This window comes from Thioalkalivibrio sp. ALD1 (assembly GCF_000381245.1).
Taxonomy (GTDB): domain Bacteria; phylum Pseudomonadota; class Gammaproteobacteria; order Ectothiorhodospirales; family Ectothiorhodospiraceae; genus Thioalkalivibrio.
On record NZ_KB906242.1, the window covers coordinates 16,424 to 38,138 of the forward strand.

At 69.1% G+C, this 21,715-nt stretch carries 14 protein-coding genes, 1 tRNA gene and 2 other RNA genes; 15 read left to right on the forward strand and 2 right to left on the reverse strand.

What is annotated here, in order from left to right; translation table 11 throughout:
- The first annotated feature begins 154 nt into the window (after positions 1-154).
- Genes recC through recD form a run of 3 tightly spaced genes read left to right on the forward strand, consistent with a single transcriptional unit; the run spans position 155 to position 9,392 of the window.
- Positions 155-3,646, forward strand: coding sequence for an exodeoxyribonuclease V subunit gamma (gene recC / locus F623_RS0104755; RefSeq protein WP_081618328.1), 3,492 nt, complete (start codon positions 155-157; stop codon positions 3,644-3,646).
- Positions 3,643-7,350 carry an exodeoxyribonuclease V subunit beta gene (gene recB, locus F623_RS0104760; RefSeq protein WP_018868357.1) on the forward strand — a complete coding sequence of 1,236 codons (3,708 nt, stop codon included), beginning with the start codon at positions 3,643-3,645 and terminating at the stop codon, positions 7,348-7,350. Before recC ends, recB begins: the two co-directional genes overlap by 4 nt.
- Positions 7,347-9,392 carry an exodeoxyribonuclease V subunit alpha gene (gene recD / locus F623_RS0104765; RefSeq protein WP_018862178.1) on the forward strand — a complete coding sequence of 682 codons (2,046 nt, stop codon included), beginning with the start codon at positions 7,347-7,349 and terminating at the stop codon, positions 9,390-9,392. Before recB ends, recD begins: the two co-directional genes overlap by 4 nt.
- Here the strand turns inward: recD and mutS are convergent.
- Positions 9,389-12,034 carry a DNA mismatch repair protein MutS gene (gene mutS / locus F623_RS0104770; RefSeq protein ID WP_018862179.1) on the reverse strand — a complete coding sequence of 882 codons (2,646 nt, stop codon included), beginning with the start codon at positions 12,032-12,034 and terminating at the stop codon, positions 9,389-9,391. The genes recD and mutS overlap by 4 nt on opposite strands.
- 419 nt (positions 12,035-12,453) lie before the next feature.
- On the opposite strand from mutS, the gene F623_RS0104775 reads away from it, so the two are divergent.
- The 12 genes from F623_RS0104775 (at position 12,454) to F623_RS0104820 (ending at position 21,121) form a co-directional block, all read left to right on the forward strand.
- A complete protein-coding gene (locus F623_RS0104775) occupies positions 12,454-12,753 on the forward strand; it encodes a PilZ domain-containing protein (protein ID WP_018862180.1) in 300 nt (99 codons plus the stop codon).
- Positions 12,754-12,760: 7 nt separating this feature from the next.
- On the forward strand, positions 12,761-13,291 hold the full coding sequence (locus F623_RS0104780; RefSeq protein ID WP_018862181.1) for a CinA family protein: 531 nt from the start codon (positions 12,761-12,763) through the stop codon (positions 13,289-13,291).
- Between the two features lie 152 nt (positions 13,292-13,443).
- Positions 13,444-14,490: a recombinase RecA gene (gene recA, locus F623_RS0104785; RefSeq protein WP_018862182.1), complete on the forward strand. Its 1,047-nt coding sequence runs from the start codon at positions 13,444-13,446 to the stop codon at positions 14,488-14,490.
- Complete coding sequence (locus F623_RS0104790; protein WP_026278739.1) at positions 14,465-14,947, forward strand: regulatory protein RecX; 483 nt, start codon at positions 14,465-14,467, stop codon at positions 14,945-14,947. The genes recA and F623_RS0104790 overlap by 26 nt, the downstream gene beginning before the upstream one ends.
- A 259-nt stretch (positions 14,948-15,206) precedes the next feature.
- Positions 15,207-17,816, forward strand: a complete 2,610-nt coding sequence (gene alaS, locus F623_RS0104795) for an alanine--tRNA ligase (RefSeq protein WP_018862184.1) — start codon at positions 15,207-15,209, stop codon at positions 17,814-17,816.
- A gap of 155 nt (positions 17,817-17,971) precedes the next feature.
- Positions 17,972-19,216, forward strand: a complete 1,245-nt coding sequence (locus F623_RS0104800; RefSeq protein WP_018862185.1) for an aspartate kinase — start codon at positions 17,972-17,974, stop codon at positions 19,214-19,216.
- A 68-nt stretch (positions 19,217-19,284) separates the two neighbouring features.
- Complete coding sequence (csrA, locus tag F623_RS0104805) at positions 19,285-19,533, forward strand: carbon storage regulator CsrA (protein WP_018862186.1); 249 nt, start codon at positions 19,285-19,287, stop codon at positions 19,531-19,533.
- A gap of 84 nt (positions 19,534-19,617) precedes the next feature.
- A tRNA-Ser gene (locus tag F623_RS0104810) sits at positions 19,618-19,708 on the forward strand.
- A 66-nt stretch (positions 19,709-19,774) separates the two neighbouring features.
- Positions 19,775-19,891, forward strand: a non-coding RNA gene (locus F623_RS13085) — RtT sRNA.
- 52 nt (positions 19,892-19,943) lie between these two features.
- Positions 19,944-20,074, forward strand: a non-coding RNA gene (locus F623_RS13090) — RtT sRNA.
- A 310-nt stretch (positions 20,075-20,384) separates the two neighbouring features.
- On the forward strand, positions 20,385-20,636 hold the full coding sequence (locus F623_RS0104815; protein ID WP_018862187.1) for a twin-arginine translocation signal domain-containing protein: 252 nt from the start codon (positions 20,385-20,387) through the stop codon (positions 20,634-20,636).
- Between the two features lie 110 nt (positions 20,637-20,746).
- Positions 20,747-21,121: a metalloregulator ArsR/SmtB family transcription factor gene (locus F623_RS0104820; protein ID WP_018862188.1), complete on the forward strand. Its 375-nt coding sequence runs from the start codon at positions 20,747-20,749 to the stop codon at positions 21,119-21,121.
- Here the strand turns inward: F623_RS0104820 and F623_RS0104825 are convergent, their stop codons facing one another.
- Positions 21,122-21,715 (reverse strand): nucleoside triphosphate pyrophosphatase, encoded by a 594-nt coding sequence (locus F623_RS0104825; protein ID WP_018862189.1) that lies wholly within the window; start codon positions 21,713-21,715, stop codon positions 21,122-21,124. It lies immediately after the preceding gene.

Here is a 21,715-nt window from a genome sequence, read left to right on the forward strand (position 1 = left end):
GGCGTTCAAAAACCGCACAGGATACCGGCTTTTGAACGGATGCCAATGGGGGCGGGCGCAGGGACGTGCACATTGGTAGGGTAGGCGCATTACACGGCGCTCACATGGGGCACAAGGAGCAGGGGTGACGCAGTCCGGCGATTTGCAGCCAGGGATGGTGGTGCTGCACGGCAACCATCTGGAGTCGCTGCGTGCCCTGGTGGTCGAGTGGATGCAGCGCGCACCGCTCGGCCCGCTGGAGAACGAGACCCTGCTGGTGCAGAGCAACGGCATGGCGCAGTGGCTGCGCTACGCCCTGGCCGCGCATCCGGATGCCGACCCGCCCGGCTGCGGCATCGCCGCCGCGCTGGACATGCAGCTGCCGTCGCGCTTTGTCTGGTCGGCCTATCGCGCGGTGCTCGGGCTTGAGGCCGTGCCGCTGGAATCCCCGTATGCCAAGCGCCCGCTGATCTGGCGCCTGATGCGCCTGCTGCCGGAGTGCCTGACGCGCCCCGAGTTCGCCCCGCTGGCGCGCTTTCTCGCCGATGACGACCCGCGCGACGGTGGCGACCTGCGCAAGCGCCACCAGCTCGCCGAGCGCCTGGCCGACCTGTTCGACCAGTACCAGGTCTACCGCGCCGACTGGCTGACCTCCTGGGCCGCCGGACGCGATGTCCTGCGCGACGCGCGTGGTCGCGAGACCCCGCTGGGGGCGGACGACCGCTGGCAGGCCGCGCTGTGGCGCCTGCTGCGCGAGGACATTGGCGAGGGTGCGGCCGACACCAGCCGGGCCACGGTCCATGCCCGCTACCGCGAGGCCGTGCAGGGCCTGAGCGAGCGCCCGCCGGGGCTGCCGCGGCGGCTGATCGTGTTCGGCATCTCCTCCATGCCCGGGCAGATCCTGGAGGCCCTGGAGGGGCTGGCCGGCGTGTGCCAGATCCTCGTCTGCGTGCACAACCCCTGCGAGCACTACTGGGCCGATATCGTCGCCGACAAGGACCTGCTGCGCGCGACGCGTCAGCGCCAGGCGCGCAAGGCCGGCATGCCCAGCGTGCTGGACGACGCCGAGCTGCACCAGCACGCGCACCCGCTGCTGGCCGCCTGGGGCAAGCAGGGCCGCGACTACATCGGTCTGCTGGACGAACACGACGACCCCACCGCCTACGACGCCGTGCTGCAGACGCTCGCCTGGAAGCGCGTCGACTACTTCGAGCCGCACGGCGGCGACTGCCTGCTGCACCAGTTGCAGGAGGACATCCGCGAGCTGCGCCCGCTGGGCGAGACCCGCGAGGCCTGGCCGGCGGTGGCGCCGGACGACGACTCCATCCAGTTCCATGTCGCCCATGGCCCGCTGCGCGAGGTGGAGATCCTGCACGACCGCCTGCTCGCGCACTTCGACGCCGACCCCAACCTGCGCCCGCGCGACGTGATCGTGATGGTCCCGGACATCGACGCCTACGCCCCCCATATCGAGGCCGTATTCGGCCAGCTGCCGCCGGACGACCCGCGCTACATCCCCTACACCCTGTCCGACCAGGGGCCGCGCGGGCGCGACCCGGTGCTGATCGCGCTGGAGCGCCTGCTGTCGCTGCCGGAGAGCCGGATGGGCGTGGCCGAGGTGCTGGACCTGCTGGACGTGCCCGCGCTGCGCCGGCGATTCGGGATCGCGGAAGAAGACCTGACCACGCTGCACCGCTGGGCCGAGGGGTCGGGCGTGCGCTGGGGGCTGGATGCCGAGCAGCGCGCGGGGCTCGGCCTGCCGGAGGGGCTGGAGCAGAACACCTGGCGCTTCGGCCTGCGGCGGATGCTGCTGGGCTATGCGTCCGGGGGCGCCGGGGCCTGGCAGGGGCTGGAGCCGTTCGACGAGATCGGCGGGCTGGATGCCGTGCTGCTGGGCCCGATGGATGACCTGATCACCGCGCTGGCGGAGGCCTGGGGCTGGCTGCGCCACGCCCATACCCCCGGCGAATGGAACACCCGGCTGCGCGAGTTGCTGGATACCTTCTTCGCCGGCGAGACCGATGCCGAGCTGTTCACGCTGGGGCGCCTGCGCGAGGCGCTGGACCAGTGGCAGGCGGACTGTGAAGAGGCGGCGCTGGACGACTCCCTGCCGCTGGGCGTCGTGCGCGAGCAGTGGCTGGCCAGCCAGGAAGACAGCGGGCTGGGCCAGCGCTTCCTGGCCGGTTCGGTCAACTTCGGCACGCTGATGCCGATGAGAGCGATCCCGTTTCGCATCGTCTGCTTGCTGGGCATGAACGACGGCGACTATCCGCGCAGCCCGACGCCGGTGGACTTCGACCTGATGCGCCGCGACTATCGCCCCGGCGACCGCTCGCGGCGCGAGGATGACCGCTACCTGTTCCTGGAGGCGCTGCTGTCCGCGCGGCGGCAGCTGCATATCAGCTGGGTCGGCCACAGCGCGCGCGACAACGAGTCGCAGCCGCCCTCGGTGCTGGTCGCGCAGCTGCGCGATCACCTGGCCGCCGGCTGGCGGCTCCAGGGTGCAGAGGAGGGCGACGGGCAGGCCCGGAAGGAGCCACTACTGGACCACCTGACTACCGTGCACACCCTGCAGCCGTTCTCGCCGGCCAATTTCCCGCCCGACCCGGCACACGCCCGGCACTTCACCTACGCGCGCGAGTGGGAGGCGGTCCACCACGCCGACGAGACGCCGGCGCCGGACGCGATCGAACTGCCGCCGCCGGACGAAGCCGACGACGAACGCGTGCTGGGCCCCGATACGCTGATGCGTTTCCTGCGTGACCCGGCGGAGGCGTTCTTCCGCCACCGGCTGGGCGTGGTGTTCGATCGCGAGGAGGCCCCGAGCGAGGACCTGGAGCCGTTCACACTGGCCGGGCTGGAACAGTGGCAGGTGCGCGAGGCCCTGGTCGCGGCCGCGCTGGACCACGGCGAGGACCCCGAGACCTGGGGCCCGGTGCTGGAGGCCGAGGCCGCGCGGTTGCAACGTGCCGGCGCACTGCCGCTGGGTGCGGCCGGCGAGCTGGAACGCGAGTCGATGATCGCCGAGGCCGCACGTCTGCTGGAGCGCATCGGCCTGCGTCTGGCCGCCTGGCCGGAACGGCTGCCGCCGTCGCCCGCCGTGCGCCTGGGGCACGGGGGCTGGACGCTGGAGGGTGCCGCCCCGGCCCTGCGCGGCGGGGCCGGGCAGGCCGTGCTGCTGGACTACACCGTGAGCCGGCTGAAACAGAAAAAGGACTGGCGAGTGGACAAGATGGCCAAGCCCTGGCTCGAACACCTGCTGGCAAACCAGGGCACAGGCGAAGGCGGCTCGGTCGCCACCGAGGTGATCGGGCTGGATACCGGGATGCGTCTGCCGGGTGTGGGGCCGGAGCAGGCCCGCGAGCACCTCGGGGCCCTGGTCGAGGGCTGGGTGGCCGGGCTGGAACGCCCGCTGCCGGTGGCCTGCGCCACCGCCTTCGCCTGGCTGCAGGCCGAGGCGAAGGACGACCCCGACCCGCTGGCGCGGGCGCGCAAGGTGCTGGTCGGGGACGACTTCAGCCCCGGTGAATGGGCGCGCAGCCCGGCCCTGGCGCGTGCCTGGCCGGACCCGGAGGCGCTGTTGCAGGATCCGGCGTTCGGGCACTGGCGCGACCGGCTGTACCGGCCGCTGTTCGAGGCGCTGGCCGCCGGGGAGGAGATGGAATGAGTGCAGGTGCGCAGCCGCTGGAGCTGATGGAACTGCCGCTGCACGGCAGCCGCCTGATCGAGGCCAGTGCCGGCACCGGCAAGACCTACACCATCGCCGCGCTGTATCTGCGGCTGGTGCTGGGCCACGGCGAGCTGCCGGAGGGCACCGTCGAGCTGACCCCGCCGCAGATTCTGGTGATGACCTTTACCGAGGCGGCGACCCGTGAACTGCGCGAGCGCATCCGCGCGGTGCTGGCGCGCGGGGCGCGCGTCCTGCGCGGCGAACCGGCCCCGGCCCACGAGGCGTTGTGGCCGGCGCTGCTGGACGCCTACCCGGATCCGGCCGCACGCGCCGGGGCCGCGCGGCGGCTGGAGCTGGCCGCCGAGTGGATGGACGAGGCGGCGGTCTCGACCATCCACTCGTGGTGCTATCGCATGCTGCGCGAGCATGCGTTCGACAGCGGCAGCCTGTTCAACCAGCGCCTGGAGGCGGACCAGAGCGAGCTGCAGGCGGAGGCGGCGCGCGACTACTGGCGCCGCTTTGTCTACCCGCAGCCGGCGGATCACCTGAAGCTGCTGCGCCAGGCCTTTGGCGAGGGACCCGACGAACTGCAGGCCCGGGTACGGCCACTTCTGGGCCACTTGACGGACACGGCGGGGCTGGAGCCCTACCGCACACCGGACGGGCTGTATGCGGAGCTGGCCACGCGTCTGGCGCGCCTGGCCGAGCTGAAGGCCGTCTGGCGCGACGATGCCGCCGAGGTGGAGCGCCAGTTCCGCGAGTTGCGCGCGAATGTGCTCCATGGCCAGAAGTACAGCAACCCGGAAAAGTTGATCGAGGTGATGCACGCCTGGGCCGAAGACCCGGCCGCACTGCTGCCGGAAAACGTTGGCTCGACGCCTGTTCTGGAGCGCATGTGCGCGGCGGGGATGGCCGAAAGGCTGAAGAAGGACAAGTCCCTGCCGGACGACCTGCACCCGGCGTTTACCGCGCTCAATGCCGCCGCCGAGGTCTGCGCGGATGACAGCGAACGCCTGCTGCAGGCGGCGGCCGTGGAGATCGATCTCCAGTTCCGCCAGGCCCAGCGCGTGCGGGTACAGATGGGTTTCCACGACCTGCTGCTGCGCCTGCGCGATGCCCTGGAGGGGCCCGGCGGGGAGGCGCTGGCCGAGACGCTGCGGCGACAATTCCCGGTCGCCCTGGTGGACGAGTTCCAGGACACCGACCCGGTGCAGTACCGCATCCTCGAACGCGTCTACCGCATCGAGGACAACCCGACCGAGCAGGGCCTGCTCCTGATCGGCGACCCCAAGCAGGCGATCTACGGCTTTCGCGGCGCGGACATCCACAGCTACCTGAAGGCGCGCCGCGCGACCGCCGGGCGCCACTACACGCTGCCGCGCAACTTCCGCTCGACCGCGCGCCTGGTCGGCGCGGTGAACCGCCTGTTCGCCCATGCCGACGGCTGGCCGGAGGGTGCGTTCCTGTTCGGCCAGGGCGATGCCGGCGAGCTGCCGTTCCACGCGGTGGACGCCCAGGATCGCGGCGAACGCCTGGAACAGGACGGGGCCGAGGTGCCGGCGCTGACCCTGTGGTGCGCGGATCCGGGCACGTCGGTCGGCACCGGTGCCTATCGCGAACAGATGGCCACGGCCGCAGCCGAGCAGATGGTGCGGCTGCTCAATGGCGGGGTGGACGGGACCTGCGGCTTTCGCGATTCACAGGCGTTGCGGCCGGTGCGTCCGCGGGATATCGCCGTGCTGGTGCGCAGCAAGGTCGAGGCCCGCATCATGCAGGACGCGCTGCGCGCGCGGGGGGTGCGCAGCGTGTACCTGTCCGAGGGCGAATCGGTGTTCGCGACCCCGGAGGCGGGGGACCTGCTGCGCTGGCTGCGGGCCTGTGCCGAGCCGACCAGCGAGCGCCTGCTGCGCGCGGCGCTGGCGACCCCGACGCTGGGGCAGTCGCTGGCCGATCTGCACCGGCTGACCACCGACGAACTGCGCTGGGAGCACCGCGTCGAGCAGTTCCGCGAGTACCGCCGCCTGTGGCAGACGCGCGGCGTGCTGCCGATGCTGCGCCGCCTGCTGCACGACTTCGACGTGCCGCGCCGGCTGCTGGCCAGTGCCGATGGCGAGCGCGCGCTGACCAACCTGCTGCACCTGAGCGAGCTCCTGCAGCGTGCGGCCGCGGAGCTGGATGGCGAGCAGGCCCTGATCCGGCACCTGGTGGAGCACCGCGAGGGGGATCGCGCGAAGGCTGACGAGCAGGTGCTGCGTCTGGAGAGCGACGAGGACCTGGTCAAGGTGGTCACGCTGCACAAGTCCAAGGGGCTGGAGTACCCGCTGGTGTTCCTGCCGTTCGTGTCCTGGTTTCGGGCGGTCGACCCGAAGAAGGACGTGCCGTGTATCGATCGCCCGCCGGACGGCAGGCCGCGCTGGATCTTCCACATGGATACCCGTGCCCAGGAACGCGCCGACCGCGAGCGCCTGGCCGAGGACCTGCGCCTGCTGTATGTGGGCATGACCCGTGCGCGCCACGCCTGCTGGATGGGGCTGGCCCCGATCGCGCCGGGCGGGCGCAAGGAAAACGAGCTGCACCGCAGCGCGGTCGGCTATCTGCTGAGTGGCCCGGAACCGATGCCGAACGGCGAGCTGGAGGGCCGGCTGCAGGCGGCCCGAGGCGACGAGGCCGCGATTGCGATCGAACCCCTGCCCGAGATCACGGCCTCGGGCATGCGGCTGGCGCAACAGACGGCGGCCCCCGGGCGCGCCCGCACCCCGACACGCCCGGTACGCGAGCCCTGGTGGGTGGCCAGCTACAGCGCGATTGCGCACCCGGACGAGGCGGATGCGCCGGCGCCGCTGGTCGCTGACCCGGTGGCCCCGGATTCCGCGCTGGAGGACATGCTGCGCGAGAGCGCGGCCGAACCCGGGACCGGGCATGACCCGTTGCCCGAGGTACCGGTGGCCGGCGGGTTGCACGACTTCCCGCGCGGGCCGGCGCCGGGGACCTTCCTGCACGGCCTGCTGGAATGGGCGGCCGAGCAGGGCTGGTCGGCCGTCATGGCCGATCGCGCTCGGATGGATGACGAGGTGCAAAAGCGCTGCGAACAGCGCGCCTGGGGCGACTGGACACCGGTCGTGCAGGACTGGATGCGCCGGCTGATCACGGCCGAGTACGCGCTGGCCTCCGGCGGCGCGTTCCGCCTGGACGGGCTGGGCGTGTATCAGCCGGAGCTCGAGTTCCTGTTCGAGACGCGCTGGCTGCAGAGCCGGCGGCTGGATGCCGCCGTGCGCGCGCAGTTGCTGCCCGGACAGCCCCGGCCGCCGGCGGGCGACCGGCTGCTGAACGGGATGCTCAAGGGTTTTGTCGACCTCGTCTTCGAGCACGAGGGCCGCTATTACGTGGCCGACTACAAGTCCAACTGGCTGGGGCCCGGTCCCGAGGCCTATGTGGCCGAGCGCCTGCGCGACGCGGTGCTGGAACACCGCTACGACCTGCAGTTGGTGATCTACACCCTGGCCCTGCATCGCCAGCTTCAGGCGCGGATGCCGGGGTACGACTACGACCGCCACATGGGGGGCGGGGTGTACCTGTTCCTGCGCGGGATCGATGCGCCGGGGCGTGGCGTGTTCCACGACTGCCCGCCACGGGCGCTGATCGAGCAACTGGACGGCTGGTTCGCCGAGGGGCCGGACCGGCCGCGGGAGGCGCGGGCATGACGGCCGAGCGCGCATTGCAGGACACCGGGGCGCTGCTGGATCTGCTCGGGGAGTGGGAGCACGCGGGCTGGGTGCGCGGCGTCGACCGCGTGCTGGTGCGTTTTCTGCGCGAACAGGTGCCCGCCGCCCCGCCGCTGACGCTTCTGCTTGCGGCGCTGACCAGCCACCAGGCCGGGCGCGGGCATGTCTGCCTGGACCTCGACGGCCTGCTGGAGGCCCCGGACCGGATGCTGTCGCTTCCGCCGGAGGGCGCGGAGCGGGGGCTTCCTAGGCCCTCGGATATCCTGCGCGGCCTGGACCGTGCGGCAGTCGACACCGCGCTGGAGGGGCATCGGATCTGTGGTGTCGACGCGGACGCGGGGACTCCGCTGGTGCGGGCGCAGGACCGGCTGTATCTGCGCCGCTACCGCGAGGCCGAGCGCCGGATCGGGGAGGCGGTGGCCGGGCGCCTGCGCGAGCAGCCGGCCTGGTGCGAGGGGCTGGATGTGGATGCGATGCGCACCTGGCTGGATCGGCTGTTCGGTCCGGCCGAGGAGGGCGATGGCGAACCGGACTGGCAGCGCCTGGCCTGTGTACTGGCGGCCGGGTCCGCGTTCAGCGTGATTACCGGCGGGCCGGGCACCGGCAAGACCTACACGGTGCTGCAGCTGCTCGCGCTGCTGCAGGGCCTGCAGGGGGAGGGCGAGCCGCTGCGCGTCCGCCTGGCGGCGCCGACCGGCAAGGCCGCCGCGCGGCTGAATGCCTCGGTCGCGGGGGCGGTGGACGCGCTGGGGCTGGAACGCTTCCCCGGCGGCGAGCGCCTGCGCGCCGCGATCCCGCGCGAGGTCGTCACGCTCCACCGCCTGCTGGGCGCGCGACCGGATACCCGGCGCTTCCGCCACGATGCGCGCAACCCCCTGCCGGTGGATGTACTGGTGGTCGACGAGGCCTCGATGGTGGATCTGGAGCTGATGGCCAGCCTGATAGCCGCGGTGCCGGCCCAGGCGCGGCTGGTGCTGCTGGGGGATCGCGACCAGCTCGCCTCGGTGGAGGCCGGGGCGGTGCTGGGCGAGCTGTGCGCGCGGGCCGACGGCGGGCATTACACGCCGCAGACGGCCGCCTGGCTGCGCGAGACAGCCGGGATGGAGCTGCCCGCGCGCTACGTGGACGAGGACGGGCGGGCACTGGACCAGCATGTGGCGATGCTGCGCCGCAGCCGACGCTTCGGCGCGGACAGCGGGATCGGTCGTCTGGCCGCGGCGGTGAACGACGGCACGGCCGAGGTGACGGGCCACCCGGGCGAGGATGTCCACGCGGCGGTGCTGCAGGGCCCGGACGATCCGGCCCTGCTGCGGCGGGTGCTGGACGGGGCCGGGCATGCCGATGCGGCACCGTTCGGGGTGGTCCGTTATCTGGAGCATTTGACGGCCGAACGCCCGGCATACCGCGATGCGCGCGGCGCGTGGGAGGAATGGGCGCGCGGCACCCTGCGCGAGCACGGGCGCTTCCAGTTGCTGTGCGCCGTGCGCGAGGGGCCCTGGGGTGTGGACCGGATGAACCGCCGCGTCGCCGGGGCGCTGACGGCGCGTGGTGTGTTGCAGGCGGAGAGTGCCTGGTACGAGGGACGCCCGGTGATCGTGACGCGCAACGACTACGCGCTGGGACTGATCAACGGCGATATCGGCGTAACCCTGAGCGTGCCCGCCTGGCTGGTCCGGGGTGACGTGGGAACGGACGAGAGTGACACGGCGGAAACGGCCCTGCGGGTCGCCTTCGTCGCGGCGGACGGGCATGTGCGCTGGATGATCCCGCAGCGCCTGGAGTCCGTGGAGACGGCGTTCGCGCTGACGGTGCACAAGTCCCAGGGCTCGGAGTTCGAGCATGTCGCCTTCCTGCTGCCCCCGCCGGAGAGCCCGCTGCTCACGCGCGAGCTGGCCTACACGGCGATCACGCGCGCGAGCGGCTGGCTGAGCCTGTTCGAGCCGGAGGCAGGGGTGCTGCAGCAAGCGAGCCGCCAGCCGACCCGACGCAGCGGCGGCCTGCGTACCTGGTTGTCTACCTAACTACGCAGGGCGTCCTTCATGCGGTAGAGGGCGTCCAGGGCCTCGCGCGGGCTCATCTCGTCCGGGTCGAGCGTGTCGAACAGGGCTTTCAGGGCCCGTTCTTCGGGGCTGGGCGGTTCGGTTTCCGGGGTCGCCTCGGCGACCTCGTGGGCGGCTGACGCGGGCTCCGGTGTGAACAGGCCCAGCTGTGGCGAGTCGGTCGCCGCGGCCCGGTCCTCCAGCTCGCGCAGGTGGGTGCGGGCGAGCTTCAGTACATCGGCCGGGACGCCGGCCAGCTGCGCGACCTGCAACCCGTAACTCTGGTTCGCCGGGCCTTCGCGGACCTGGTGCAGGAACACGATGCTGTGTTCGTGCTCCATCGCGTCCGTGTGCACGTTGGCCACGGCCGGTTCGCGCTCGGCCAGCGCGGTCAGCTCGAAGTAATGCGTGGCGAACAGCGTCAGCGCGCGGTTGTGGCGCGTCAGACGTTCGGCGCAGGCCAGGGCGAGGGCCAGCCCGTCGAAGGTGCTGGTGCCGCGGCCGATCTCGTCCATCAGCACCAGGCTCTCGGGGCCGGCGTTGTGCAGGATGTTGGCGGCCTCGGTCATCTCGACCATGAAGGTCGAGCGTCCGGAGGTCAGGTCATCGGAGGCGCCGATGCGGGTAAAGATGCGGTCCACGGGGCCGATCTGCGCACGCGCGGCCGGTACGAAGCTGCCCATGCAGGCGAGCAGCACGATCAGCGCTGTCTGGCGCATGTAGGTGGACTTGCCGCCCATGTTGGGGCCGGTGATCACCAGCAGGCGGCGCGCCTCCGGGTCCAGTTCGGTGTCGTTGGCGACGAACGGGGCGTCGAGCCCGGCCTCGACCACCGGATGCCGGCCCTGCTCGATCTGGATGCCGGGATCCTGGACCAGTTCCGGGCAATGCCAGTCGAGGCGGGCCGCGCGCTCGGCCAGGCAGGCGAGCACATCCAGCTCGGCCACCGCGTCCGCGATCGTGCGCAGGCGCGGCGCACGCGCCTGCAGGTCGGCGATCAGGTCGTCGAACAGTGCGCGCTCGCGCAGCATGGCCTGCTCGCGGGCGGACAGGATCTCGTCCTCGAAGCGCTTGAGTTCCTCGGTGGTGTAGCGCTCGGCGTTCTTCAGCGTCTGACGGCGCATGAAGCGGCCGGGGAGCTCGGCCGAGCGGCTGCGCGAGACCTCGATGTAGTAGCCGTGCACGCGGTTGTACGCGACCTTCAGCGTGGGGATGCCGGTGGCCTCGCGCTCGCGGGCCTCGATCTCGCGAAGGAAGGTATCGGCGTCGCTTTCCAGCGTGCGCAGGCGATCCAGCTCAGGGTCGTAGCCCGCGCGGATCATGCCGCCGTCGGTCACGCGCAGCGGTGGCTCCTCCACCAGGGCCGCACCGAGCCGGGCGGTCAGGTCATCTTCCGGCGCCAGCGCGGCATGCAGGGCGGACAGGCGTTCGGCGGCATCGGCCAGCGGCGCCAGGGCCGCGTACAGGGCCGGCAGGCGCTCCAGGCTGGCGAGCAGGGCGGTCAGGTCGCGCGGACGGGCGCTGCCCAGCACGATGCGCGAGAGGATGCGTTCGCTGTCGGCGCTGCCGGCCAGAGCGTCGCGGATCGGGGTGACGGCCTCCTGTTCCAGCAGGGCGGTGATCGCGGTCTGACGGTCGCGGATGATCGCGCGGTCGCGCAGTGGCTGGTGCAGCCACTGCATCAGGCGGCGGGCGCCCATCGCCGATTGCGTCGTATCCAGCAGGGCGAGCAGGGAGCCACGGCGCTCGCCTGTGAGGGTGCGGGTGAGTTCCAGGTTGCGGCGGGTGGCCGGGTCCAGTACCAGCATCTGGCTGCGCTGCTCGTGCGCCAGGCTGGTGATGTGGGCGAGATCGCCGCGATGGCGGTTCTGCACGTAGGCGAGCAGGGCGCCGGCGGCGGCGATGCCCAGGTCCAGTCCCTCGCAGCCAAAGCCGGACAGGTCGCGGGTGCCGAAATGGGTGATCAGCAGGCGATGGGCGGAGACCGCGTCGAAATGCCAGTCGGCGTGGCGCTGGGGGGCGAAGGGCTCGGTGCCCGGGAGCGCACCCGCCTGGTCCGGCACGAGCAGCTCCACCGGGTCGAGCCGCGCCAGTTCGGCGGCCAGTTCGGTTTCGTCGCCCACCTCCAGTACGCGGAACTGGCCGCTGGCGAACTCCAGGCTGGCGATGCCGTAGCCGGTCTTGCGGCCCTTCACGGCGGCGGAGGCGGCCGGGCAGACCGCGACCAGGCGGTTCACCTGGCGGGCATCCAGCAACGCCTCCTCGGTGACTGTGCCCGGGGTCACGATACGCACGACCTCGCGCTTGACCGGCCCCTTCTGCGCGCCGACGGTGCCGGTCTGTTCACAGATCGCGGCGCTCTCGCCCATCTTCAGCAGGCGGGCCAGGTAGCTCTCCAGGGTGTGCACGGGGATCCCGGCCATCGGGATGGGCGCCCCGGCCGATTCGCCGCGCCGGGTCAGGGTGATGTCGAGCAGCCCGGCGGCGCGCTCGGCGTCGTCGTAGAACAACTCGTAAAAATCCCCCATGCGGTAGAGCAGCAACGTATCCGGGTACTCGGCCTTGATGGCGAGATACTGTTGCATCATCGGAGTGTGGGCGGAGAGGGGCTCGGCGGTGCTCATCGGTTCGGCTGTGGTCGATCCGGGCTTGGGGAAACACTGATTAATGTACACGTTCGCGCTCGAGTCGCTTTTGCGTGCGAACAAGGCGCGGTAACTGCCGTGCAGTCATTCTGCACAAGGGAACCGCAACGCCGTTCCCACGCAAAAGCGGCCGAGCCTCTGCTTTCAATGGTTTGTGGGGTTGGCACCCCAGGTTCCCCGATACGGCGTTGCGCCCCGAATCAATCAGCAACGGGCGGGTAGAACCACTACCCGCTGCACGGCGCGCCTTGTCTCGGAAAACCTGGGGTGCCAACGCGAGCGTGTACATTAATCAGTGTTTCCCTGCCGCGCAGTATACGGATGCGCGGCCCCGTGTGGCAGGTGCACCATCACGGGACGTGATGTGCCACACTCGGGTGGAGTCAAGGAGGGTACGCATGCTGGGAGAAGATGACCGCCGGGGCTTCCGGCGCATGCAGGTCGACACCCCCGCACAAGTGACCTGGATGGCGACCGGTGCGGTGGATGAGGTACGGCTGGAGGACCTGTCGGCCAGCGGCTGTGCCTTTCGTTGGCCCCATGCGCCACAGGCGGGCGAGCGTGTGAGCATTGCGATCAACAACCCGGACGGGCGACTGGCCGCGCTGGAGCGTGCCGGCCAGGTAGTGCGCTGCGAGCCCCTGGGCGACGATCAGGTGATCTGGCGGGTGGCCATTGCCTTTGACAGCGAGGGATGATTCGGACATGGAAGCGCAAACGACGTCGATTGTGATCCCGCACGAGCCCGATCTGGCCGGGCTCTCGGCGCTGGTCTACGACCTCGGCGAGCGGCTGCTCGCCAGTGAACGCAAGCTGTGCACCATCGAGTCCTGCACCGGCGGCGGGATTGCCCAGGCGATTACCGATGTCCCCGGCAGCTCGGGCTGGTTCGAGTGCGGCTGGGTGGCATACTCCAACGTGGCCAAGACGCGGATGGTCGGGGTGCCGGGCGAGCTGATCGAGCAGCACGGCGCCGTCAGCGAGGCCGTGGCGCGCGCGATGGTCGAGGGCGGGCTTGCCCACTGCGATGCCGACCTGGCGCTCTCGGTGACCGGCATCGCCGGGCCCGGTGGCGGCAGCGCGGACAGGCCGGTGGGTACGGTCTGCTTCGGCTGGCAGGAGCGCGGGCAGGATGCGCGGGTCGAGACCCTGCATTTTGACGGCGAACGCCACCAGGTGCGCCTGCGGGCGATGCTGCACGCCCTCAGTGCGTTGCTGGCGCACGAGGCCGCTTGACCCGTCGACCAGTCCGGGGCCGGCCGTCCCCGGTGATCCCTTTAGAACCGTGAACCCGGGTTGGGTCGCTCCCCGCCCTGTGGGATACTGCGGCCCCGTATCCGCCCCGCAACGGATCGGAAACCATCGCTGCAAGCATCGGGAGGCATACCGTGGACGAGAATCGCAAGAAGGCCCTGACCGCCGCACTGGGGCAGATCGAACGCCAATTCGGCAAGGGCGCGGTGATGCGCATGGGCGATCAGCAGGCGGTGGACGTGCCGGCCATCTCCACGGGTTCCCTAGCGCTGGATATCGCGCTGGGCATCGGTGGCGTGCCACGCGGGCGCGTGGTCGAGATCTACGGGCCGGAGTCCTCGGGCAAGACGACCCTGACCCTGCAGGTGGTGGCCGAGGCACAGAAGGTGGGCGGCACCGCCGCGTTCGTGGATGCCGAGCACGCCCTGGACCCGACCTACGCCGAGAAGCTGGGCGTAAACGTCGACGATCTGCTGGTCTCGCAGCCGGATACCGGCGAGCAGGCGCTGGAGATCGCCGACATGCTGGTTCGCTCCGGTGCGGTGGACGTGGTGATCGTCGACTCCGTGGCCGCGCTGACGCCCAAGGCGGAGATCGAGGGCGAGATGGGTGACTCCCACGTTGGCCTGCAGGCGCGGTTGATGTCGCAGGCCCTGCGCAAGCTGACCGCCAACATCAAGCGTTCGAACACGCTGGTCATCTTCATCAACCAGATCCGCATGAAGATCGGCGTGATGTTTGGCAGTCCCGAAACCACTACCGGCGGCAACGCGCTCAAGTTCTACTCCTCCGTGCGCATGGATATCCGCCGCATCGGCGCGATCAAGAAGGGCGACGAGGTGATCGGCAACGAGACCCGCGTGAAGGTCGTCAAGAACAAGATGGCGCCCCCGTTCAAGGAGGCGTACTTCGAGATCCTCTATGGCGAGGGTATCTCGCGCGTGGGCGAGATCATCGAGATGGGCGTGAAGGAAGGCCTGATCGACAAGGCCGGCGCCTGGTACAGCTACAACGGCGAGCGTATCGGCCAGGGCAAGGAGAACGCCCGCCAGTACCTGAAGGACAACCCGCAGATCGCCGAGGAAGTCGAGAAGACCCTGCGCGAACGCCTGCTGCCGAAGCGCAACAAGGCCCCGGTAGAGGACGTGCCGGCCGATGCCTCGGTCGAGGAGCAAGGCTGATCCGGCCGACCCGGACGCCGCACTGGAGGCTGGGCTTCGGCTTCTGGTGCGGCGCGAGCATTCCGCGCTGGAGCTCGCGCGCAAGCTCGCCGAACGCGGTTTCGAGCGCGACGCAGTGGATGCCGCGCTCGAGCGTGCGCGCGAACTCGACTACCTGAGCGACACCCGTTACGCCGACTTCATCGCCCGCCACCGCACCGATCAGGGCTACGGCGAACAGCGCATCCGCGCCGAGCTCGCCCACAACGGCATCGGCAGCGATACCGTTAATGCCGCCATTGAATCCCTGGAGGTCGACTGGACCGAGCAGGCCCGTGGCCAGCTCGAACGCCACTTCCGTCATCCCCCCGAGACCCGCGAGGACGAGGCCCGCATGCTCCGCCACCTGGCCGGCCGCGGCTTCCCCGGTGGCGTCGCCCACCAGGCCCTCGCCGCCTGGAAAGACGGGACCCGGTAGGACGTAGGACGTAGGAGGCCAGCCCCCTGGCCGATGCGACGTTGATAATGCCCCATCGGCCAGAGGGCTGGCCTCCTACAGGGGTGGTGGCTTTGTCGTTGTAGGAGCGCAGCCCCTTGCGCGATGGGGCGTTGGCGGTGCCCCATCGGCCAGGGGGCTGGCCTCCTACATCATGGCCCGAAGGCGGGGGCGGCAATACGCGGGTTGGGGGCTTGCGTGATAGGATTCCGGTTTTGACCCCATATTCAATCGGAACCGCATGAAAAGCGCCGACATTCGCCGGAGTTTCCTCGAATTCTTTGAAGGGCATGGCCATACGATCGTGCCCTCCAGCCCGCTCGTGCCGGGCAACGATCCCACGCTGCTGTTCACCAATGCGGGGATGGTGCAGTTCAAGGATGTGTTCCTCGGTCGCGAGAAGCGTTCGTACAACCGTGCGGTGTCCAGCCAGCGCTGCGTGCGGGCGGGCGGCAAGCACAACGACCTCGAGAACGTCGGTTACACCGCACGGCATCACACCTTCTTTGAGATGCTGGGCAACTTCAGCTTTGGCGACTACTTCAAGCGCGATGCGATCCACTACGCCTGGCAGTTCCTGACCGAGACCATCGGCCTGCCGCCGGAAAAGCTCTGGGTCACCGTCTACGAGACGGACGACGACGCCTACAACGTCTGGGCGAACGAGATTCAGGTTCCGGCCGAGCGAATCGTGCGTATTGGCGACAAGCCGGGCGGCGGTTCCGACAACTTCTGGCAGATGGGCGACACCGGCCCCTGCGGCCCCTGCACCGAGGTCTTCTACGACCACGGTCCGGAGGTGGAGGGCGGCCCGCCCGGTTCCCCGGACGAGGACGGCGACCGCTACATCGAGATCTGGAATCTGGTGTTCATGCAGTACGACCGCGATGCGGACGGCACGCTGAATCCGCTGCCGCGCCCGTCGGTGGATACCGGCATGGGCCTGGAGCGCCTGGCCGCGGTGCTGCAGGGCGTGCACTCCAACTACGAGATCGACCTGTTTCAGGACCTGATCGCGGCCGCCGCGCGAGTGACCGGGGCGCAGGAGCAGGACTCCGCCTCGCTGCGCGTGATCGCCGACCACATCCGTTCCATCGCCTTCCTGATTACCGACGGCGTGCTGCCGTCGAACGAAGGCCGCGGCTACGTGCTGCGCCGCATCATCCGCCGCGCCGCGCGCCACGGGTTCAAGATGGGTGCGCAGGATGCCTTCCTCTACCAGATGGTCGGCGACCTCGTGCGCGCGATGGGCGAGGCCTTCCCGGAGCTCGCCGAAGCTCAGGCCCGGGTCGAGAAGGTGCTGGAGAAGGAGGAACGCAAGTTCCTGGAGACGCTCGACAAGGGCATGAAGATCCTCGAGGACGACCTGCGCGATCTCGAGGGCAAGGTGATCCCGGGCGAGACCATCTTCCTGCTGTATGACACCTACGGCTTCCCGGTGGACCTGACCGGCGACATCGCGCGCGAGCGCGGCCTGGAACTGGACATGGAGGGCTTCGAGTCCGCGATGGCGGATCAGCGCGCCCGTGCCCGCGCCGCGAGTCACTTCTCCATGGACGACGGCGGCCTGCCGCAGGTCGATCAGGAAACCGAATTCTCCGGCTACGAGACCGTCGACGACGAGGGTCGCGTGGTCGCGCTGTACCAGAACGGCGAGCCGGTCGAGCGACTCGAGGTCGGCGCCGAGGGCCTGGTGGTACTGGACCGCACGCCGTTCTACGGCGAGTCCGGTGGCCAGGTTGGCGATGTCGGCACGCTGAGCGGTTCCGGCGTGCGCTTTCAGGTCGCCGACACCCGCAAGCAGGGCGCGGCGCATATCCATGTCGGCCAGGTTCGCGCCGGCACGCTGGAGGTCGGCCAGAGGCTGCAGGCCGCGGTCGAAGGCCCACGCCGCGAGAACATCCGCCGTCACCATTCGGCGACGCACCTGCTGCACAAGGCCCTGCGCGATCAGCTGGGCGACCACGTGCAACAGAAGGGCTCGCTGGTGGATGCCGAGCGCCTGCGCTTCGACTTTACCCACATGGAGCCGCTGACCGACGAGCAACTGCGCGCCATCGAGGCCCAGGTGAACGCGGAGATTCTGGCCAACGAGGCCACCGATACCCGCGTGATGGACATCGAGTCGGCGATGGAGTCCGGCGCGGTCGCGCTGTTCGGCGAGAAGTACGGCGATCAGGTCCGGGTGCTGAAGATCGGCACCTCCGTGGAGCTGTGCGGCGGCACGCATGTGGACCGCACCGGTGACATCGGGTTGTTGCGCATCACCTCCGAGGGCGGGGTGGCCGCTGGTATCCGCCGTATCGAGGCGGTGGCCGGCGAGGTGGCGCTGCGCTGGGTTGACCAGCAGCTCGGCTATCTGGATGCGATCGCCGATCGCCTGCGCTCCGGGCGCGGCGAGGCGGCCGACAAGGTCGCCCAGTTGCAGGAGCGCTCGCGCGAACTGGAGAAACAGATCGAACAGCTCAAGGGCAAGCTGGCCAGCCAGGCCGGCAGCGATCTGGCCTCGCAGGCGCAGGAGGTCGGCGGCGTGCAGGTGCTGGCCGCGAAGGTCGAGGGCGTGGAGCCCAAGGCCCTGCGCGACATGGTCGACCAGCTCAAGCAGAAGTTGGGGCAGGGTGTGGTGGTGCTGGGCACCGCGACCGGCGAGGGCAAGGTCAGCCTGGTGGCCGGCGTGACCAAGGCCGAGACCGACCGCTTCAAGGCTGGCGACCTGGTCGGTCACGTTGCCGCGCAGGTGGATGGCAAGGGTGGCGGTCGCCCGGACATGGCGATGGCCGGCGGCCAGAGCCCGGACAAGCTGGATGCCGCGCTCGCCTCGGTCGCCGACTGGGTACGCGAACGCGCCTGACGACGCCTCGTCATCGCGGGGCGCGCACCGCGGTGGCGACCCGTGTCCGGAACAGCCCTCGGCGCGTCTCGTGAAGGCCCGGGGGTTCTCGCAATAACGACCTGAATGATGTTTAATGCGCCGCCTTTCCGGGTGGCGGTGAATGGAATCGTGCAATGGCGTTGCTGGTACTGAAATTCGGGGGCACCTCGGTGGGCACCACCGAGCGCATCCAGGCGGTCGCGGAGCGGGCTTTGAAGCTGCGCGAGGAGGGTCATCAAGTGGTGATCGTTGTCTCTGCGATGAGCGGCGAGACGGATCGCCTTCTGGGTCTCGCCCATGCGCTGAATCCACGAGCCGATGGCCGCGAGCTGGACGTGCTGTTGTCCACCGGCGAGCAGGTGACGATTGCCCTGCTGGCGATGTCGCTGGAGGCGCATGGTTGTCCCGCACGCTCCTATACCGGCGCCCAGGTCACGATTCGCACCGACAGTGCGCACAACAAGGCGCGCATCCGCAGTATCGACGATGCCCGCGTGCGGGCGGATCTGCAGGCCGGCCGAGTCGTCGTTGTGGCCGGATTCCAGGGGGTGGACGAGCACGGCGCGATCACCACGCTGGGCCGCGGCGGGTCGGATACGACGGCCGTCGCGCTGGCCGCGGCACTCAAGGCCGATGAATGCCGGATTTACACCGACGTCGATGGTGTGTACACCACGGATCCCCGCCTGGTGCCCCAGGCACGGCGGCTGCATAGCATTACCTTCGAGGAGATGCTGGAGATGGCGAGCCTCGGCTCGAAGGTGCTGCAGATCCGCGCGGTGGAATTTGCGGGCAAGTACAACGTCCCTCTTAGAGTGCTGTCCTCGTTCGAGGAAGGACCGGGGACCCTGATTACCACGGAGGAGGATGCGCAGGTGGAACAGGCGCTGGTTGCGGGTATCGCGTTCAATCAGAACGAGGCCCAGCTAACGGTTCAGGGCGTCCCCGATCAGCCGGGGGTCGCGCATCGTATCCTCGGGCCGATCGCGGACGCCAACATCGAAGTGGACATGATCGTGCAGAACGTGGGCGCGGATCAGACCACCGACTTCACCTTCACGGTGCATCGCAACGACTACGACAAGGCGTTGGCGATTCTGCAGGATGCCTGCAGGGCACTGAATGCGCGCGAGGTTTCCGGAGATACGCACATTGTGAAGATCTCCGTGGTTGGTGTCGGCATGCGCTCGCATGCCGGGATCGCCAGCCAGATGTTCGAGGCACTCTCGCGCGAGACGATCAACATCCGAATGATCTCCACTTCCGAGATCAAGATCTCGGTGGTTGTGGATGAGAAGTACCTCGAACTTGCTGTACGCGCCCTGCATGATGCCTTTGAACTTGAGCAGGAACCTGTCGGTCAACAGGAGGACGGTTAAGGATGACAAACCGTAAAACGGTTACCGGACGACCGACTGCGTCCGACACAGGCACTGCGGAGAAGAGCATGCTCATTTTGACTCGACGTGTGGGCGAGACCCTCATGATCGGCGAGGACGTTTCCGTCACCGTCCTGGGGGTCAAGGGCAATCAGGTTCGTATCGGGATCAATGCGCCTCAGGACGTGGCGGTCCACCGCGAGGAGATCTTCCAGCGTATTCAGCGCGAATCCAGCGCGACCGGCGATGATCAGGGCTCGTCCGGCGGTGGGTCCGCCCCGGGAGGGAGTGTGGCGGCTTCCTCGCGCGACGACTGACCAAGCCTGTCAGGCCCGGCGGTTGCGGCAACCGCCGGGCCTTTTCTTTATGGGCACAAGTCCGTATCCTGTGCCGCGCATTCCGGAGAGTTGGCCGAGTGGTCGAAGGCGCTCCCCTGCTAAGGGAGTATGGGTCAAAAGCCCATCGAGGGTTCGAATCCCTCACTCTCCGCCAGACCCAGCAAAGGGGCCCGAGAGGCCCCTTTCGCACGTATGGCCCCCGAGGTATCGAGATTCGAACCCGAGACATAGAGAATGATGGTTCGACGGGTGACGCGCAGCGGCACCCGAACGTCGCCGCAGGCGACGGCCCGAAGGGCGAAGCGCAAAGCGCCGAGTAATCCCTCACTCTCCGCCAGACCCAGCAAAGGGGCCCGAGAGGCCCCTTTCGCACGTATGGCCCCCGAGGTATCGGGATTCGAACCCGAGATATAGAAAATGGTGGTTCGACGGGTGACGCGTAGCGGCGCCCGAACGTCGCCGCAGGCGACGGCCCGAAGGGCGAGGCGCTAAGCGCCGAGTAATCCCTCACTCTCCGCCAGACCCAGCAAAGGGGCCCGAGAGGACCCTTTGGCGCATGGCGCGCCTCCCTGGCAGTCTTTCGTGCGCAAGGCTTTCGGTGCGACTTTGTGACGTCGGTCTCCCGAATGATTGGTAATTCTCCCATTTTCGTCTATGTTATGGGCCGGTCGGCCCCCATCCAGCCGTTTGGGTGGTGGCCTACTTGTGAGCGGGTACAGGGAAGCTCGGGCCTGGCAAGGGTCCGCGGTACCCCGGGAGGATGCGTTACGCCGCGATACTGGGGGCGGGCGACGGTTCTCCCGCGATCGTCATGGAGCCATCGCCCTGGCATGGTTCCGGATTACAAGAACAACAAGGCGGTTGTCAGCCCCGCGTTTTCGCTTCCCCCGAAGGAACGGAGGACGACGCGTATGCATCGCAGGAATTTTCTCAAGGCCGGCATGGCCCTGTCGGCCGGATTGGTGGTGCCCGGAGCGGCGTCAGCGGTTACGCTCGGCGCAGAATTGCTCCAAAGCCTTCACCAGCATGAGCCTGAAACGACCCGGTTTGGCGTGTTCCTGCGTCACGATCATCACCACTAGATGGTTTTGCTGAATACCCGCACGCACTGGGGCTCTTGGGTTCCCGTGCGTGCTAATCTTGCCTTTAATGGCCGACTTATGGTGGCCGGATCGGCCGAAGTGGATTTCCTATGTCCCTGACCCCTACCGTGTTGTTCAGCCTACTGGCGGACGATACCCGACTGCGTTCACTGCTCCTGATTCACATCGAGCGCGAACTCTGCGTGTGCGAGCTGATGAGCGCACTGGAGGCCTCGCAACCGAAAGTCTCGCGCCATCTGGCCGCATTGCGTCAACAGGGCGTGGTGACGACGCGGCGCGAAGGCAACTGGATCTACTATCGGTTGCACCCGAAGCTGCCGGACTGGGCCCGTGAGGTCCTGGCGTCGACGGCCGAGGCTTCGCGCATCGATGGCACACTCCGCGAGGATCATGCGCGCCTGCAGGCGATGTGGCGTGATGCCGATCTGGGGCTGCCGGACTCTCGGCGCTCGTCGGAAACCTGATCAGTGTTCCTCGGCGGGAGGCATGGCAATGCCTGCTTCCCGCAGCCACTGACACAGGCGGATCAGCGGCAGACCCACCAGGGCGGTGGGGTCCGCGCCCTCCATGCGCTCGAACAGGCTGACACCCAGCCCTTCCGACTTGAAACTGCCGGCACAGTCCACGGGATTGTCCAGCGCCACATAGGCGCGAATCTCGGCATCTGACAGCGGGCGGAAGCTGACGATGTATTCAACGTCCGCCACCCGTGTCTTCCCGCTGGGGGCATCCAGCAGGCACAGCCCGGTGTGAAAGGTGACCGTGCCGCCGGACAGCGAGGCAAGCTGTTCGCGGGCGCGCTCGGCATTGCCCGGCTTGCCCAGGATGCGGCCCTGATGGCTGGCGCTTTGGTCGGATCCAATGATCAATGCGTCCGGGTGGATATCGGCAACTGCACGGGCCTTGGCCTCTGCGAGGCGCTGTACGAGGGCCGCCGCTTCTTCGTCCGGGAGTCGAGCCTCGTCAACCTGCGGGGCAGCGGTCGTGAACGGCAGATGCAGCCGCTGCAACAGCTGCGCGCGATAGGGCGAGGTGGAGGCGAGGACGATCTCGTGCAT